Genomic DNA, 15,891 nt, shown 5'->3' on the forward strand with positions numbered 1-15,891 from the left:
GGTTGCATCCGGATTTTTTCCCTGACGAATGGCGGTGAGCAACAAAATCACAGGAGCCCAATACACCCGGCGGTCCCAAAACCTGACCGATGGAGGCATGACGCGCCGGCGGCATCCTTCGCGCCCGCAGCAAAGGCTGTAACGAAGCTCAAAGAGTGTTTCAAGATCTGGAGGGCCGCCACGCGGTTTACGCCAGTAGTTGGCATAGTGCAACGGTCCCCCACAATAGGGCAGCGGCGTTCTTTGGTTTGCCTCGCCAGATCCAAGTCAATTTGATGAAGAAGAGAAAATAATGATTGTTGAGTAAGCACATATAGTGATATCATGGTCCCGCCATTGGTTAATGTGGCAGGAGCCCTCTATCAACGCATCAGCCAAGAAACGTGAGGGGGCTCCTTTCTTTTTCCCTCACTTTTCTGGACCATTTTTGCAATATTTTCCATCATTTTTTGAGTCTGCACTCAAAACAAGCGAATCTTTGATCACATCGATCAAATCCACGGGGGTTTGTTTTTTGTCCGAGGTCCGGCTGAAGTTCAAGAGCAGCTTGACAATTCCTGCGGCCCGCTCGGCAGCGGCCCGGATTCTTTCAAGTTTGGGATAGACCGGATGCCAGTCTTTGGTTTCTTCAACGGCCATGTCAATATTCCCGATGATAATGAACAGGATATTGTTGAAATCATGGGCAATCCCGCCGGCAATGGTCCGGATGGACTCCATCTTATGACTCTGATAAAGCTGTCCCCGTAACGCGTCTTGTTCCTTTTCCATCTGTTTGCGCTCAGTGATGTCAATGATCACGGTCCTGAATTGTTCCGGCCTCCAGCTTTGATAGGGAAACACCGTGCTTTCCAGCTGCACATCCACAAGGGTGCCGTCTGATTTTTTCATGCGCAGTTCACATATCTGCCGCTGTGTTGACTCGGCCAGATCTTTCAGATGCCCGTAACAGATATCCTGGTCTTCGAAAAAAACATGACGGGTCAAAGGCTGGTCGATCAGCGAACTTCTTTCCAATGACAGCATGTCGGCCAAAGTCAGGTTGGCATTGCGGATCACACCTTTTTTATCCAGGCAGACATAGCCCACAGGGGTAAAATCATACAGTTCCGTATACCGCGTTTTAAATTCCATGAGTTCCTGCTGGGAGCGCTGCAACTCCTCATTTTGCAGTTCCAGCTCAACCTGATAGGTCTGGAGTTCTTGAATCAGTTCAAGGGGATCACGGTCGACCACGGACTGGCTTTCAAACCCTTTTTCCATCATCAACGCTTCCGCCTCTCGACGCAATTCATCAAATTTTTCCTGGATCATGTCTTTTTTGTTCATTCGCAACCTCAGTTTTTCCTTTTCCCTGCCGGGATAGAAAATGTGAACGGATTTTGAGCCGGTATTTCCGTTAAAAAGATATCAGATCAAGATTTTCCGGCTCTTATGACATCTTTCACTCTAAAGGGAATCGTCTCTTAGGTCAACAACACAGAAAGGCAGAAAAAAACCAACGGATCACCTATTTAAAATAGGCATTATTCCAGCGTCAGGAGAAAGGAGCGAAGATTTATTTTTTTGTTTTTCAAGCCGATCTTTTTCCGGATATTTTCGCGATGGCGGGAGATGGTGTGGATGGAGCTGTGCGTGATTTCCGATATCTCTTTATTGGTTTTTCCGAACTTCACCAGATCGGCGACATGAATTTCCATGGGCGTTAAATTCACCATGTGATCGGATAATTTTTTTGAAAAAGGCGAAATGATATTTTTCAACTCCGTTTCCAGGATATCCATCATATCCTTCTGGCTTTCCAGGGTCAGGTTTTTTTTCAGATTCTCGATGATGGGGGCCAGGATGAGTTTGTGATTGGCAAAGATATTTTCTCCGATTTCATTTTTATCTTCTTCTCTTTTTTTCAGCAATATTCTCAAAGTGGCATTCATATCTTCCAGTTCCGCCGTTCTTTGCTTTACTTTTTCTTCAAGGGTCAGCGTGATCTCTTTTTGCTGCTTTTCAGCTTTTTTGCGCCGGGTGATGTCCCTGGCGATTTCCAGGCGCACCAGCCGGCCGTCGGTCCACGGGACGGCCAGGCTGGTCAGTTCATGCCATTGATCAGATTCCTGGTCGTAAACTTCCCAGATACACGGCTCTGTGGGGTTGCCGTCTTCATCCACCAGCGTGTCGTTGTTACAGATGTCACAGGGCCCGGTCTGCTTTCCATGGATGGCTGCCCAGCAGACCTGGCCGGTCAGATCTGCCTGGTGCTTTTTTTTCATGTACGTGTTCATGAAAAGAATTTTATGGGAGGTCATGTCCGCCACATAGACGCTGGATTCAATCCGGTTCAGAACCGATTCCAATTGATGCCGGCCGTATTTGAGTAACCGCTCGGTGCGCTTCCGGTCAGAGACATCAATGATGACGGTGCGAAACCGGGCTTCCCCCTGACAAGACTCCGGGATCGCCGTGCTTTCCAGCTGCACATCCAGAAAAGCCCCCTCCTTTTTTTTCATTTTAAGGTCACAGATCTGTCTTTTTTTGTACGTAAAAAGAGCTTGCAGGTGCAGGTAATAAATATCCTGGTCCTGGGAAAGGATATGGTCGGAAAGGGACCGGTTGACAAGAGCACCCCTTTCCGTTTCCAGCATCCGGGCCAGGGTCATGTTGGCATCGAAGATCTTTCCTTTTGCATCCAGGGTGACATATCCCACAGGCGTAAAATCATACAGCTGGGTATAATGGATTTTAAATTCCATCAATTCCTGCTGGGCCCGGAGAAGCTCTTCGTTTTGCAGTTCCAGTTCAATCTGGAAGGTCTGGAGTTCATGAATTAACTGGAGCGGGTCTTCCAATTCGACCGATCGTTTTGAAAAATCCGGGTTTGCCATCAATGCTTCCGCCTGCCGGCGCAATGCATTGAATTTTTCTTCGGCTGTTATATTTTTCATCTGATTCATTCTGTCTCCGGGATGATCCTCTCAATGGTGACGACCCCGTTGGTCATATCCTTTTCATTCCGCAGTGCCAAAACCATCACCCAGACCTTCAGAACAGTGCCTGACCGGGTGATTCGACAGGTTTCAAGGCTGTCGAACAATTTACCGGCAAACGCCTTGTCTATCAATTCCAGAAACGCTGTATGATTTTTTTGGGGGATCATCTCCTTGATATTCATTTTCAGGGCCTCGGATTCCGTATACCCGTACATGTCGGCGGCCCCCCGGTTCCAGAAGGAAATCGCGCCATTTTTATCCTGGATCAGGATGGCATCCTTTGAATCCATAATCACGGACAGGCGATGGGCCGTCAGGCGATACCGATTGAATTCAGTGATATCTTCAAAGGTCACCACCACGCCGTCAATGACATTTAGCATGGTGCGGTACGGCATGATCCTTGCCCTGAATAACTTGTTGTCCCGGCTTTCCACTTCAAATTCCCGGGGGATCAGATCTTTTAAGACCTGCAGGGCATGATCCACCATGTGGAATTGTTTTAATTGTGTGGCAAAATGGCTGACCGGCCGGCCGATATCGCTTGCTGCCAGAGGAATCAAGTCGATGATTCGGTCGGTGAACCGCCGGATATTCATGTCCATGTCCATGTCCAGAAAAATCGTCCCGATCTGGGTAGCATTCAACAGATTTTTCATGTCGTCATTGGCATCGGACAATTCATTGAGCCGGCTCTGGAGTTCCGCATTCACGGTGGCGGACTCCTCGTTCAAAGACTGGAGTTCCTCTTTTGAAGTTTCCAGCTCCTCATTGGTGGATTGGAGTTCCTCATTGGCGGACTGGAGTTCTTCATTGGTGGACTGGAGTTCCTCATTGGCGGTCTCCAGCTCTTCAATGGTGGTCTGCAAGTTTTCTTTGGTGTATTGCAGCTCCTGTTCAAGCCGGTTTATGGTATCGTTTTTCCGGGGGGCTTTGGGCCTGGGCCTGTTTTTTGTTTTTTTTTCATCTTTGAACACCACCATGAGCATGCCGCGAAAAGCCCCGTATGCCGGGACCGGCTTGACCGTCAGGTCAATCTTGATGGTGCCGCCGTTGTCTTCGATATCAACCCCTTTGCAGACAACTTCCTGCTTCATGCCCGCGGATTTTCGAATAGCCGATGCCAGCACGGTTTTCAGACTGGGCCGGGCCATGTCCAGAATATTGAAACACGCCCTGCCGGCGGCGGGTTCCAGATATTTTCCCGTCCGGCCGTGGATATACACGATATTTAATTTTTCATCTATAATGACGCAGGGAGGGGTATCGCTTTCCTGCAAAATGGTTTCCACCAGTTTAAAGCTGTTGATCTCTTCCGCCCTTGTGACTGCTTCAGGGGGGGTGATGACCGACGCTTCTTCAGGGGATGCCGGGACCGGCAGATTCAATATGGGCTTGGCATTTGACACGCCTGATTTGCGTTTGAATATTTTCCATTTCCGGTCACAAATTTCAAACAGGGTGGTTTCCTGGCCCAGGGACTCGGATGAACCGATGAACAAGAGACCCGCCGGCATCAGACTGTAATGAAACACGGGAAACAGTTTTTTCTGCAATTCCGGCTCCAGGTAGATCAGAAGATTTCTACAGGTGATGATATCCAGTTTTGTAAACGGCGGATCTTTGATCAGGTCCTGCAATGCAAACACCAGCATTTCCCGGATGGGTTTTTTGACCTTGTAGTGATTGTCTTGTTTGGTGAAAAACTGTTTTAATCTTATCGCATCGAGATCTGCTGAAATGCTTAAGGGATAGCGTCCGGATCTGGCCGTGTTGATGGCATCCGGATCAATATCCGTGGCAAATATCTGGACATTGAAATGCCGGTTCATTTTTTCCATGCATTCCTGCACTGAAATCGCCATGGAATAGGCCTCTTCCCCCGTACTGCATCCCGTCACCCAGATTCTGACCATGGCCCCTTCCGGTTTATCGGCCAGCAGTTCGGGCAAATATTTTTCCTTGAGCACGGCAAAGGCGTCAGGATCTCTGAAAAAACTGGTCACACCGATCAAAAGGTCTTTGAACAGGACATGGATCTCACGCTCGCTTCGGGTCAGAAAGGTCTGATAATCTTGAATATTATCGATCTGATGCACATGCATCCGCCGTTCCACCCGCCGGACAATGGTATTTTTCTTGTAAAGGGAAAAATCATGATGGGTATGGGTTCGAAGAAGAATATAAATTTTTTGCAGCGCATTCTGAGTTTGTTTTTCATCTTTCGTAATCGGGTCCCGGGGTTTGACAAAAGCATGCCGGGTATATTTAACCAGCGCTTCGGGCATCTTGTCCGCAGCCAGGACATAATCCACAAGGCCTGTGGCAGCGGCACTTCGGGGCATGCCTGCATATTTGGCGGAATCCTCGTCCTGGACCATGACCATGCCCAGTTCCCCCTTGATCTGTCTGACTCCGAGACTGCCGTCACTGCCGGTTCCCGACAGGATAATGCCGATGGCATCCGGGCCCTGGTCCTGGGCCAGGGATTTAAAAAAACTGTCAATGGGAAGGTTGAATCCCCTGGGCTGGGGCAGATCCATGAGCTGGAGGGTGCCGTTTAAAATGGCCATATCCTTGTTGGGCGGAATCACATAGATCCTGTTGGGCTGAATCGTCAGCCCGTCTGTTATCTGATGGACCTTCATCTGTGTTTTTTTCTGAATCAGCTCCGGCAGGATACTGATATGGGTGGGGTCCAGATGAGATATCAGGACAAAGGCCATACCGCTGTCTGGGGGCATGGCTTTGAAAAACGATTCAAAGGCTTCCAGGCCGCCGGCGGAAGCCCCGATTCCGACAATGGGAAACCGGGCAGCAGCGGTTCCGGATTTTGGAATGTCCTGCCGGGCCGGTTTGTCTTTTGCCGGCTGTTCTTTTTTTGTCATGGACATTTCCCCTGTCCTGAGAAATTGGAATGTACGAAAGATATAAACTGTTCTGGTTATAGGCCGGGCAACTGCCTTCTGTCAAGGAAACGGATAAAAACTTATTCCTCTTTATTTTGCCTGATGGCATGAACGGTCTCCATTCCCTGGGTCTTGTTCACCGTATGGATCTGAATTTGAGGCGGCTCACATAAGAGGGTTCTGGTTCCCAAAAGGACCCCGAATCGAAGGGATTGTATATGCTGGTCCAGGTCCTTTTGGGTCTCCCATTCCTCCAGCAATATGAGGCGGTGCTTGTCTTTGATGTCACAAAATACACAACAGCTGTTGCAGCCGGGTTCCCCTCCCACCGGTTCAATCAGCGAAAGCAGTGTCTGTATGACTTCCAGCTGCTTTTCCGGAAACACTTTCAGGGTTGTTCTGACAATGATCATATCACTCACCTCTTAAAATAGTTTGGGTTGACAGCAGTCCGGCTGCAGACAAACAGTTTCTGAACAACCGCTTTGGATTTGCTGACAAGATACCGGGCAAAGACAACGCTTCTGTTATCTCTGGTCAATGCTGAATATGGCAATCATTGTGCCACACCGGTGATATGGAAAAAACTTTTTGTATGACATTGATTTTCAAGGACAAAAAAGAAAAGTCACTCATATTCAAAGGCGGGAAAAATGCGAAAAAAAGGGCGTATTTGCTCAATGGGTCATATATCGCCTTTTTGAGCGTAGGCGTATAAAATGTCAGGTGGAAAACCGACCATCGCCCGGTCAGGCGGAGAGGATACCGGCCCAGCAAAGCCATCTCACGCTGACCTGGACCCACAGGGCCGGATTTTTATAATGGATTAAACTTCAGGATTGTGCCAGGCTCTGGTAATAGGTTCGTTCATACCAGGCCCGGGTATTTTCATCAAACACAGCCTCATGCTCATGGATCAGTTTCATACAATCATCCGGCCAGGATCCGCACGCCATAACCACGGTATCTCCAAGACTGAATTTCCGGTTGCAGGCCTCACATCCTTTTTCATTATGGGTATTCAATATATCCAGATCCACCAGAAACGGGGTGTTAGTTTTTTGCTGCATGGGAACCTCCTTGTCTGGGTGGTCTGCTGACCGCTTTTTTTTCAGCCCACCGATAACAGGCATGCCGATCATCCCGGCTGTAGGTAGTGTCCTCGCATTCTCTGCGTTTTTGTTTGAGATTTTCTTTTTTCCCGGCGCGCCGCTGTTTTGTACGATTATTTAATGATTCTGCCATGGAACACCTCCCGGCAACAGGTTTTTTGATTTAAGACAGCACGCTGTGTATCACATGAACGGCATACTGTCTTGCTAATCAATAACATAAGAATGCCTGGGATGATTTCAACCGCAAAACAAGCGTTATGCCTGTGATTCCATTTTCAAAAGTTTTCTTAAAATACACGGCAGGATGCCATTGTTTTCAAAATATTCCACATCCACCACCGTATCCAGGCGGGCAGTGACTAAAAATTGGACCTGAATGCCATTGGTTTTCCGGGCCGTCACTTCCAGGGTCTTTCGTGGCGTCATGTTTGCGATCCCTTTGATTGAAAACGTTTCAGAGCCGTCCAGACCCAGACTTCTCCAGCTTTCACCGTTTTCGAAGACCAAAGGAAGCACCCCCATGCCCACCAGATTGCTGCGGTGAATTCTTTCGTAGGATTCGGCAATGATCGCTTTCACCCCCAAAAGGGCGGTTCCTTTGGCTGCCCAGTCCCGGGATGACCCCGTGCCGTATTCTTTCCCCCCCAATATCACCAGCGGCTTATTTTCTTTTTGATATGCCATGGCTGCATCATAGATGAATTTTTCCTGGCCCGATGGGAACTTCAAGGTAAAACTGCCTTCCCTGACGCCGGCCATCTGATTTTTTATCCGGATATTTCCGAATGTGCCGCGCATCATGACTTCATGGTTTCCTCGGCGCGCCCCATAGGAATTGAATTCTTCAGGTTTGACCTGATTGTGGATCAGATACTGACCCGCGGGATATTCTTCAGGGATGGCGCCGGCAGGCGAAATATGGTCCGTGGTGACTGAATCTCCCAGTAAAACAAGGGCATTTGCCTCTGAAATATCTTCGGGCTTGTCTGTTTCCTTCTTGAAATTTTCAAAATAAGGGGGATTTTTAATATACGTGGATGGGTCATTCCATGTGAATGTGGTGCTTTTTGTGACATCCAGATCCTGCCAGAATTGGTCACCGGCAAAAATTTTATCATATTCTTTCCTGAAAAATGCCTGTTTCACATGTTTTTGAACCAGCTTTCGGATCTGGTCATCCGACGGCCAGATATCTTCAAGGTACACGGGTTCATTGTTGGGATCAAATCCCACGGGTTCCGTGTTCACGTTGATATCGATTCTTCCGGCAATGGCAAACGCCACAACCAGCATGGGCGAAGCAAGATAGTTGCCTTTTACGCTCTGGTGAATTCTGGCTTCAAAGTTTCGGTTGCCCGACAATACCGATACGACGTTTAAGTCGTTATCGGCAATGGCCTTTTCAATCTCCGGATGAAGCGGACCGCTGTTGCCAATGCATGTGGTACACCCAAACCCGGCCACATGAAAGCCAAGTGCTTCCAGGTATGGCAACAGTCCGGCATCCTCAAGGTAATCAACCACCACCTTTGATCCCGGGGCCAGTGACGTTTTGACATAGGAAGGAATTTTAAGGCCTTTTTCAACGGCTGCCTTGGCAATAAGCCCGGCACCGAGCATGACCGAAGGGTTGGACGTATTGGTGCAGGAAGTGATGGCCGCGATTACGACACACCCGTCACCCAGCTTCAAAGGTCTTTCGTTGATTTCCAGATCGATCTGCCGCTTGCTGACAGGCACACATTTTGGCGCACGCCGGGTTTCACACCCGGATTCGTCGATAAATTTAGACAGATTTTCCGGTTCTGCATCCCGGTGGTATTCACATCCCAGTACCTGGGCAAAGCCGGATTTCAAGTCACCCAGGGGAATACGGTCCTGGGGCCGGGCAGGCCCTGCCAGGCAGGGTTCAACCCTGGATAAATCAATTTCCACCACTTTGGTATAAACCGGTTCGCTGTCTTGGGTGCAAAAAAGACCTAAGGCCCTGGCACACGCTTCCGCCACAGCTGCCTGTTCCGCGCGGTTGGTCAGTTCCAGATATTCAATGGTTTTTTCATCAATGGGGAAAAACCCAAGGGTGGCCCCATATTCCGGGGTCATGTTCGCGATGGTGGCCCGGTCCGTGACTGACAGGTGTTTCATCCCCGGACCAAAATACTCGACAAATTTTTCCACCACTTTTTCGTTTCTCAAAATTTCCGTAATGGTCAATACCAGATCGGTCGCTGTCACGCCTTTTTTCAAGTTCCCGATCAGCCTGACACCGATGACTTCAGGAACAGACATGTAATAAGGCTGCCCCAGCATCACGGCTTCCGCTTCTATGCCGCCAACCCCCCATCCCATCACCCCGATCCCGTTGATCATGGGGGTGTGAGAATCCGTGCCCACCAGTGTATCCGGGTAGGCCAGCAAATCTTGTGCCTCTGTATCCATGATAAAGACCCGTCCCAGATGCTCGAGGTTTACCTGATGGCATATGCCGGAGTTGGGCGGCACCACGTTAAAGTTTTTAAAACTTTTCTGGGCCCATTTTAAAAGCGAATACCGTTCCTGGTTTCTCTCATACTCTTTGGCCACATTTTTGGTGATGGCACTGCCGGTCCCGTAATAATCCACCTGCACGGAATGATCCACTACCAGTTCCACGGGTGCCAGCGGATTGATCCTGGCAGGATCACCGCCCAGGGCCTTGACCGCATCCCGCATGGCTGCCAGATCCACGACCGCCGGAACCCCTGTAAAATCCTGCATCAGCACGCGGGCCGGATGATAAGGTATTTCCACGGGGGTTTTGTATTGTTTTTTCCACGTTGCAATGTTTAAAAGGTCTTTTTCAGTGACAATCCGGCCATCCAGTTTTCGAAGCAGATTTTCCACAAGAATTTTAATGGAAAAAGGGAGTCTGCCGATATCCGGAACGCCCATTACGTCTTTTAACCGATTGATGTCATAAATCGTTATCTTTTTTTTGCCGACTTCAATGGTCTTTTGAAATTGATTTTTTTCCATGATACCACCCTGAATGATTGAAAAATTAAGTTAAATTTTATTTTTTTCTTCTATCACGGATGGCTTAAAAATGACAAGGTCATTCATGAAATCGCCCGGATCGGATCAAGACCCAACGGGTGAAAAATTCCAATTAACGGCAATCTGCCGCCACGATTCCACCCGGAAGATGTTCGGATACATCACCGGCCGGGCGTTCCATGGACGATCATACAGCAGGACGGGCACGGCCATGTGTTTGGCCAGAAACAGGGCCGTGTCCAGGGAATCTTCCACGGCCAGATCATACGGACGGGCCATCAGCTGGGTTTTAGAGATCACCCCGGGGTGATGTTCTTCGCACCGGTTGTATTTATCCACCATGATGAATTCGGAAAAGGGGATTTTCTGCCGGTCCAGCCAGGCCAGAGACGTTTCCCGGGCCAAAGGAGGCCGGCCCGTGACAATGTCCACCCGGTGGCCGGCATCGATCCAGCGGGCCATCGTCTCCCCGGCTCCGGGGACCGGGTCAAAGTTCATCAACATGTCGGGCTGGTGAATCCGGTCGAAAAAATGCCGGTATTCCTTTTCCGTCAGTTGAAATGACACCTTCAAATCAAAACAGTTCAGGTCCTCGAACCGGACCTGCCTGCCGAATTCCTGTTCAATGACGGCACTGTAAGTATCGGTTGTTCTGGAAATCACATCATCCAGATCCACGTATATTCGTTTCATAATTAAATCATATCATATTCCCGGGAAATGGGAAATCTTGCGGTGCGACATCCTTGCCTGAGATCCAAAAAATTTGCCTTGCCATCTGACCCACTTCCTGTTTCAATGACCGCCATGAAAATTATCCAGGCACAAACAGACCATGTGTATATTGAACAGTTCCTGGCCCTGCCCGGCCAGGCCTGGACCTTTCTGGGAACCAACCGGTCCGGTATCGACGATCTGTTTGATCTGGTGTCCGGCAGGCAGATCAAAGGCCGGGTGGCGGAACGGTCACTGCCGGATCAGCCCGGTGTGGTATCCTTCAAGGACCAGCAGGCTGTGTATGAGTCTGAGCTGAAAAAAGATGACACCGATTTCATGGACCGGCTGGATCCCGGCACATCTGCCAGGGATTTTCTGGAAGATATCGAGCATCATGCGGAGCTGATCCAGGCCCTGGGCATGACAGACAGCCTGGACAAAGGCTATCGTCAGCTGTCCACGGGTCAGACCCGGAAACTGCTGCTGCTGGCCCCCATCACCAGGGGAACGACCTGTCTGGTGATCCAGGCCCCGTTTGACGGCCTGGATCCGGACAGCTGCAAAGAGCTGGACAGGGCCATGTGTCACTTGTTTTCCAAGGGGATTCAGATCCTGATGTTTGTTTACAACCCGGCAGACATTCCGTCATGGACCACCCATATAGGCGTTGTGGCCAATGGCGGCCTTGTGTTTCAGGGTCCTGCGGATCAGGTGCCGGCTTCCTGCCTGGCCCGGACCTCCCGGCCGGATTTTCAGGCCACGGTTCAGGATTTTTTCCCGGCAGACGAGACACGTTCTGAAGCGCATGAAAAAAAGAAACTGGTCCGGCTCCACCGCTGCACGGCCGGTTATGGGGGAAGGGCCGTGTTCACGGATCTGAGCCTGGCCGTGGACCAGGGGGACCACACCCTGATCACCGGCCCCAACGGCACGGGCAAATCCACCCTGCTCCAGGTGATCACCGGGGACCATCCGGCCTGCTACACCTGTGATCTGACCTTGTTTAACATCCGGAGGGGCACGGGAGAATCCATCTGGGACATCAAACAGCACATGGGCATTGTCAGCCCGGACCTGCACCGCAACTTCCGGGTGCCGGGCAGTGCGCTGGCCTGTATTCTTTCCGGGCTGTTCGATTCCATCGGCCTGTACAATCCCGTGACCGACAGTCAGAAAAACCGGGCCATGACCTGGCTGTCCCGGCTGAACATGGCATCGATGGCTTCAATGCCTTTCCGGGATCTGACCTTTGCGGACCAGCGCCTGGCGCTCATCGCCCGGGCCCTGATCAAAGGGCCGAAGCTGCTGATTTTAGACGAACCCACCCAGGGGCTGGATACGCCCAACCGAAATGCGGTGCTGGATTTTCTGACCCTTGTGGCCAAAGACCATTTGAGTACCATTCTTTACGTGAGTCACCGGGAAGACGAGTGCCGGGATTTCTTTGTGCAGCATGTCACAATGGTGCCGCCGGGCCGGTGACCTGTCCCCGGTTTCAGGAAGTCTTTTTTTTTACTGCATATCCACCATAATTTTGTTCCGGCCGGCATTCTTGGCCTCATACATGGCGTTGTCGGCCCGGGTGAGAAGCACATCCCGGTCCATATCCGGTGCCGGAATGCAGGAGGTGACCCCCTGGCTGATGGTGGTCTGAATTTTTTCTTTGTTGTATTCCAGCACGGCGGCTTCAATTTTTTTACCTAAGCGCTGGGCCAGTTCACGGGTATGTTCAGCATCCCTGTCCGGCAGAAGCACCACAAACTCCTCGCCGCCATACCGGGCCACCAAATCGGTTTCCCGCTGAAACACCTGCTGTATCAGCCGGCTGATGAGTTTGAGATATTCATCCCCTGCCGGATGCCCGTAAGTGTCATTGACCTTTTTAAAATGATCGATATCGCATATCAACAGAGTCAACGGACTTTTTCTCCGGCTGCACAGCCCCCATTCCCGTTCAAACAGCTCATCAAAATGCCGGCGGTTGTATAATCCCGTCAACACATCCGTCCGGCTGGTGATTTCCAATTCCCGGGTTTTTTCCTCCAGCAGATATTCATTTTCCAGCGCATTCCAGTATTCATGGTTGCCCCGCAGGGAGATCAGCACCAGGTAGACGGAATACAGGATCATGGCAATGCCCAGAGAGGGGGCATCCCGGCCAATGAACACGGCTGCAATGGCAGGCACCAGCATCAGAAAATTATAGGCGACGGCCAGATACAAAACGGGCATAAAAGAGATCACACCCCCGGCACAGAACCCCACCGTGCAGATGATCATCAGCAGATGGATGGTCCGTTCGTCACTGTACAGCAAAAAAATTGCAGACCCCACCCCCCATGCCAGGGCGGTCAACAAAATACTGACAACAAAGACGGCTTTGTGCCATGTGTCGTGACGCCGGGTGTCCGGCGCTTTTTTTGAAATATGGACATGGATCAGACGAAACAGGCAGATAAGAGTAAAAATGCTTAAGAATACCAGGCTGGCCGTTAAATGTCGCAGAATATAACCGTCCGTGAAAAACAGGACGGGCGGCACCAGCATGTAAAAAAACACCCCGGCCGTGGACCTTTTTTGCAGGTCATTGACCACTCTTCTGCTCAGCCGCTGTCGTTGAAACGCCATTTTCATCAACTCTTCCGAAGGTGTGTTTGCCCGGCTTTTCTCAGGTCTGTCCAGACTGTCCGCTGCCTTATATACCAGTGCACAATAGAAAATCAAATATTTTTTTATTTTCCACACAATAATACTTTTCAATTTGAAAAAAATCCTGTAAAAGGGTGTGTTTCATTGGAGAAGCACAGACCCTATTCAAACGTATGGTCTGTCGGCAATAACCCAAACTTGAAGGTTTTATGCACTTAAAATTTAAAATCACATGGTTATTCGAAGAGTCGTATATTCAAAGAACAAGCTGGGATATGCCGCTTGTTCCGCAGTCACGGGAATTGCAGCTGATGCCGGGGGGGTAGGACGTATATTGTCTTTTGCACAAACGCTTTTTTTCTTTAACTCACACGTCTCTATTCCTGCTTTTCCATCATCCGCATATTTCCGGCAACCCTGTTTTAAAAAAACCAATGGCCTGATTTGGGGTTGACGAATTTTATTTCAATCTTCCAGATCAGAACACTGAACAAAAAATTCATTTAAAATCAATTGCGGGCATGTTTCTGCATCATGCAGCCTGCCCCGGATGCGTATTAACATTTTTGGAGACAACACCCATGCTGAACAAAAACCTTAAAATGACCGGTGATGTCCAGGACAATAATTTTTTTGCCCTGGGACGGCAGGTGACCATTGAATACTATGAATGCGGCGCCACGGCCTTTCTGGATGCGGTCCGTGTTGAAGACGCCCTGCTGAAAGCGGCAAAGGACAGCAATGCCACCATCATCAGTTCCTCGTTCCATCAATTTGAGCCCCAGGGCGTCAGCGGTGTGGTGGTGATCGCGGAATCCCATTTCACCATCCACGCCTGGCCGGAGCATGACTATGCGGCCGTGGACATTTTCACCTGTGGTGACAATATCAACCTGGAAGCCGCCATTACCTCCATGAAAGAATCGTTTGAATCAAAAAATGTGCTGATCTCTTCGGATCAGAACCGGGGAATTATCTCCAAGCCTTTTGCGAAACAGCATATTGGACAGACCCTGAAACATTCAAACACCCACCCCATTTCCTGGAAAAAGGATTATGAGCAGAAAAACCCCTGGGGGGTTCTGTCTTCCATCGATATCTATGACAGTGATCCGGACATCATCCGGGATGCCGACAAAATCAAACAGTTTGTGCATGAACTGTGTGACAAAATCGAGATGAAACGGTTCGGCGAGTGCCAGGTGGTCCATTTTGGCGAAGATGAGCGGGTGGAAGGGTTCAGCATGACCCAGCTGATTGAAACCTCCCTGATTTCCGGCCATTTTGCCAATGCCGACAATACCGTTTACCTGGATGTGTTCAGCTGCAAATTTTACGACCCCCGGGAGGTGGCGGAGTTTGCCATGTCGTTTTTCAAAGGCGGTCATTACAAAATGCAGCTGGCGTTACGTCAGTAATTCAGATCGCCCGCCGATCCGGAAACCGAACCCTTTGCACCGGTTTCCGGGCAAGCGCGGGCAGACTTGACACATGTGTGCAACAAGGAGTTGAAAAATGAAACACACCCGACATGTCAAAGACGGCTGGTTTTATGAAACCTGCCCCATGTGGCCCGGCATGGCCCTGTCCCTTGAAATCAAAAATATTCTGTATGATGAAAAAAGCTTGTTCCAGCATATCCAGGTGTTTGAGACCCAGAATCATGGAAAAATGCTGGCCCTGGACGGCATCATTCAATTGACCCAGTTCGACGAATTCAGTTACCAGGAGATGCTGGCGCACGTTCCGTTGTTTGCCCATCCCAATCCTGAAACCATCCTGGTGATCGGCGGAGGAGACGGCGGCATTTTGCGGGAAGCGGGCCGCCATACCTGTGTCACAACCATGGATTTCTGTGAAATCGATGACATGGTGATCCAGGTGTCCAAACAGTTTTTACCGGATCTGGCCTGTGGATTTGACGATCCCCGGGTGAACGTTTTCATCGGAGACGGGGCCGCGTTTGTCAGGGAAAAAACCGGTGTGTATGACGTGATCATTGTGGATTCGTCCGATCCCATCGGCCCCGGAGAGGTGCTGTTCAAACAACCGTTTTACGAATGCCTGAAAAATGCCCTCAAACCCGGGGGGATTATCGCCACCCAGGGGGAATCCATTTTTCTTCACAAGGACTGTGTCATCAACCTGGCGAAAATCACCCGGGATTTGTTTGATCGTCAGGCCTATGCCAGCTTTATGGTGCCCACCTACCCCGGCGGAAACATCGGTATCTGCCTGGGATCACTGGGACCGGACCTGACCCGGCCGGCAAGAAAAATCGATCCCGGGATTCAGGAACAATTGAAATACTATTCCCCGGAAATTCACAAAGCCGCTTTTGTGCTGCCTTATTTTGCCCGAAAAATGCTTGAGCACCTATGATCCGGGTATTGGAGAACCCTTCAGGTAATTTTTTGCCAGTTATTGATGATCAGGAAACGGATGCAAGCGTTGAAAAAATCAGGCAGAAACGATTTGATC

Annotated in this window: 11 protein-coding genes and 1 pseudogene; 3 read left to right on the forward strand and 9 right to left on the reverse strand. The window is 49.9% G+C overall.

All coding sequences use genetic code 11. The features are described 5' to 3' along the window. The 8 genes and pseudogenes from DPO_RS26310 to DPO_RS22685 form a co-directional block, all read right to left on the reverse strand. Positions 1-213, reverse strand: a pseudogene (locus DPO_RS26310) (hypothetical protein); the annotation flags it as partial. Positions 214-408: 195 nt separating this feature from the next. After that, positions 409-1,329, reverse strand: coding sequence for a PAS domain S-box protein (locus DPO_RS24255; RefSeq protein WP_006968716.1), 921 nt, complete (start codon positions 1,327-1,329; stop codon positions 409-411). A gap of 197 nt (positions 1,330-1,526) precedes the next feature. Then, entirely contained in the window at positions 1,527-2,948 is a 1,422-nt protein-coding gene (locus DPO_RS24260) for a PAS domain S-box protein (RefSeq protein ID WP_006968717.1), read from the reverse strand. After that, on the reverse strand, positions 2,945-5,872 hold the full coding sequence (locus DPO_RS22655; protein WP_160166946.1) for a chemotaxis protein CheB: 2,928 nt from the start codon (positions 5,870-5,872) through the stop codon (positions 2,945-2,947). The genes DPO_RS24260 and DPO_RS22655 overlap by 4 nt, the downstream gene beginning before the upstream one ends. A 101-nt stretch (positions 5,873-5,973) precedes the next feature. Then, a complete protein-coding gene (locus DPO_RS22660; RefSeq protein ID WP_006968719.1) occupies positions 5,974-6,306 on the reverse strand; it encodes a putative quinol monooxygenase in 333 nt (110 codons plus the stop codon). Between the two features lie 420 nt (positions 6,307-6,726). Continuing rightward, entirely contained in the window at positions 6,727-6,963 is a 237-nt protein-coding gene (locus tag DPO_RS22670; protein ID WP_006968720.1) for a hypothetical protein, read from the reverse strand. 300 nt (positions 6,964-7,263) lie between these two features. Continuing rightward, entirely contained in the window at positions 7,264-10,023 is a 2,760-nt protein-coding gene (acnA, locus tag DPO_RS22680; protein ID WP_006968722.1) for an aconitate hydratase AcnA, read from the reverse strand. 105 nt (positions 10,024-10,128) lie between these two features. Further along, positions 10,129-10,737 carry a 5' nucleotidase, NT5C type gene (locus DPO_RS22685; RefSeq protein ID WP_006968723.1) on the reverse strand — a complete coding sequence of 203 codons (609 nt, stop codon included), beginning with the start codon at positions 10,735-10,737 and terminating at the stop codon, positions 10,129-10,131. Positions 10,738-10,851: 114 nt separating this feature from the next. Between DPO_RS22685 and DPO_RS22690 the strand changes: the two genes are divergently transcribed. Next, positions 10,852-12,243 carry an ATP-binding cassette domain-containing protein gene (locus DPO_RS22690; protein WP_040012273.1) on the forward strand — a complete coding sequence of 464 codons (1,392 nt, stop codon included), beginning with the start codon at positions 10,852-10,854 and terminating at the stop codon, positions 12,241-12,243. A 30-nt stretch (positions 12,244-12,273) separates the two neighbouring features. Here the strand turns inward: DPO_RS22690 and DPO_RS22695 are convergent, their stop codons facing one another. After that, positions 12,274-13,395 (reverse strand): GGDEF domain-containing protein, encoded by a 1,122-nt coding sequence (locus tag DPO_RS22695; RefSeq protein WP_236610030.1) that lies wholly within the window; start codon positions 13,393-13,395, stop codon positions 12,274-12,276. 596 nt (positions 13,396-13,991) lie between these two features. Here DPO_RS22695 and speD point away from each other — a divergent pair. Next, positions 13,992-14,828 carry an adenosylmethionine decarboxylase gene (gene speD / locus DPO_RS26630; RefSeq protein WP_006968726.1) on the forward strand — a complete coding sequence of 279 codons (837 nt, stop codon included), beginning with the start codon at positions 13,992-13,994 and terminating at the stop codon, positions 14,826-14,828. 97 nt (positions 14,829-14,925) lie between these two features. Then, positions 14,926-15,792, forward strand: coding sequence for a spermidine synthase (gene speE, locus DPO_RS22705; protein ID WP_006968727.1), 867 nt, complete (start codon positions 14,926-14,928; stop codon positions 15,790-15,792). Positions 15,793-15,891 lie beyond the last annotated feature (99 nt).

The sequence above is a fragment of the Desulfotignum phosphitoxidans DSM 13687 genome (genome assembly GCF_000350545.1).
Taxonomy (GTDB): Bacteria; Desulfobacterota; Desulfobacteria; order Desulfobacterales; family Desulfobacteraceae; genus Desulfotignum; species Desulfotignum phosphitoxidans.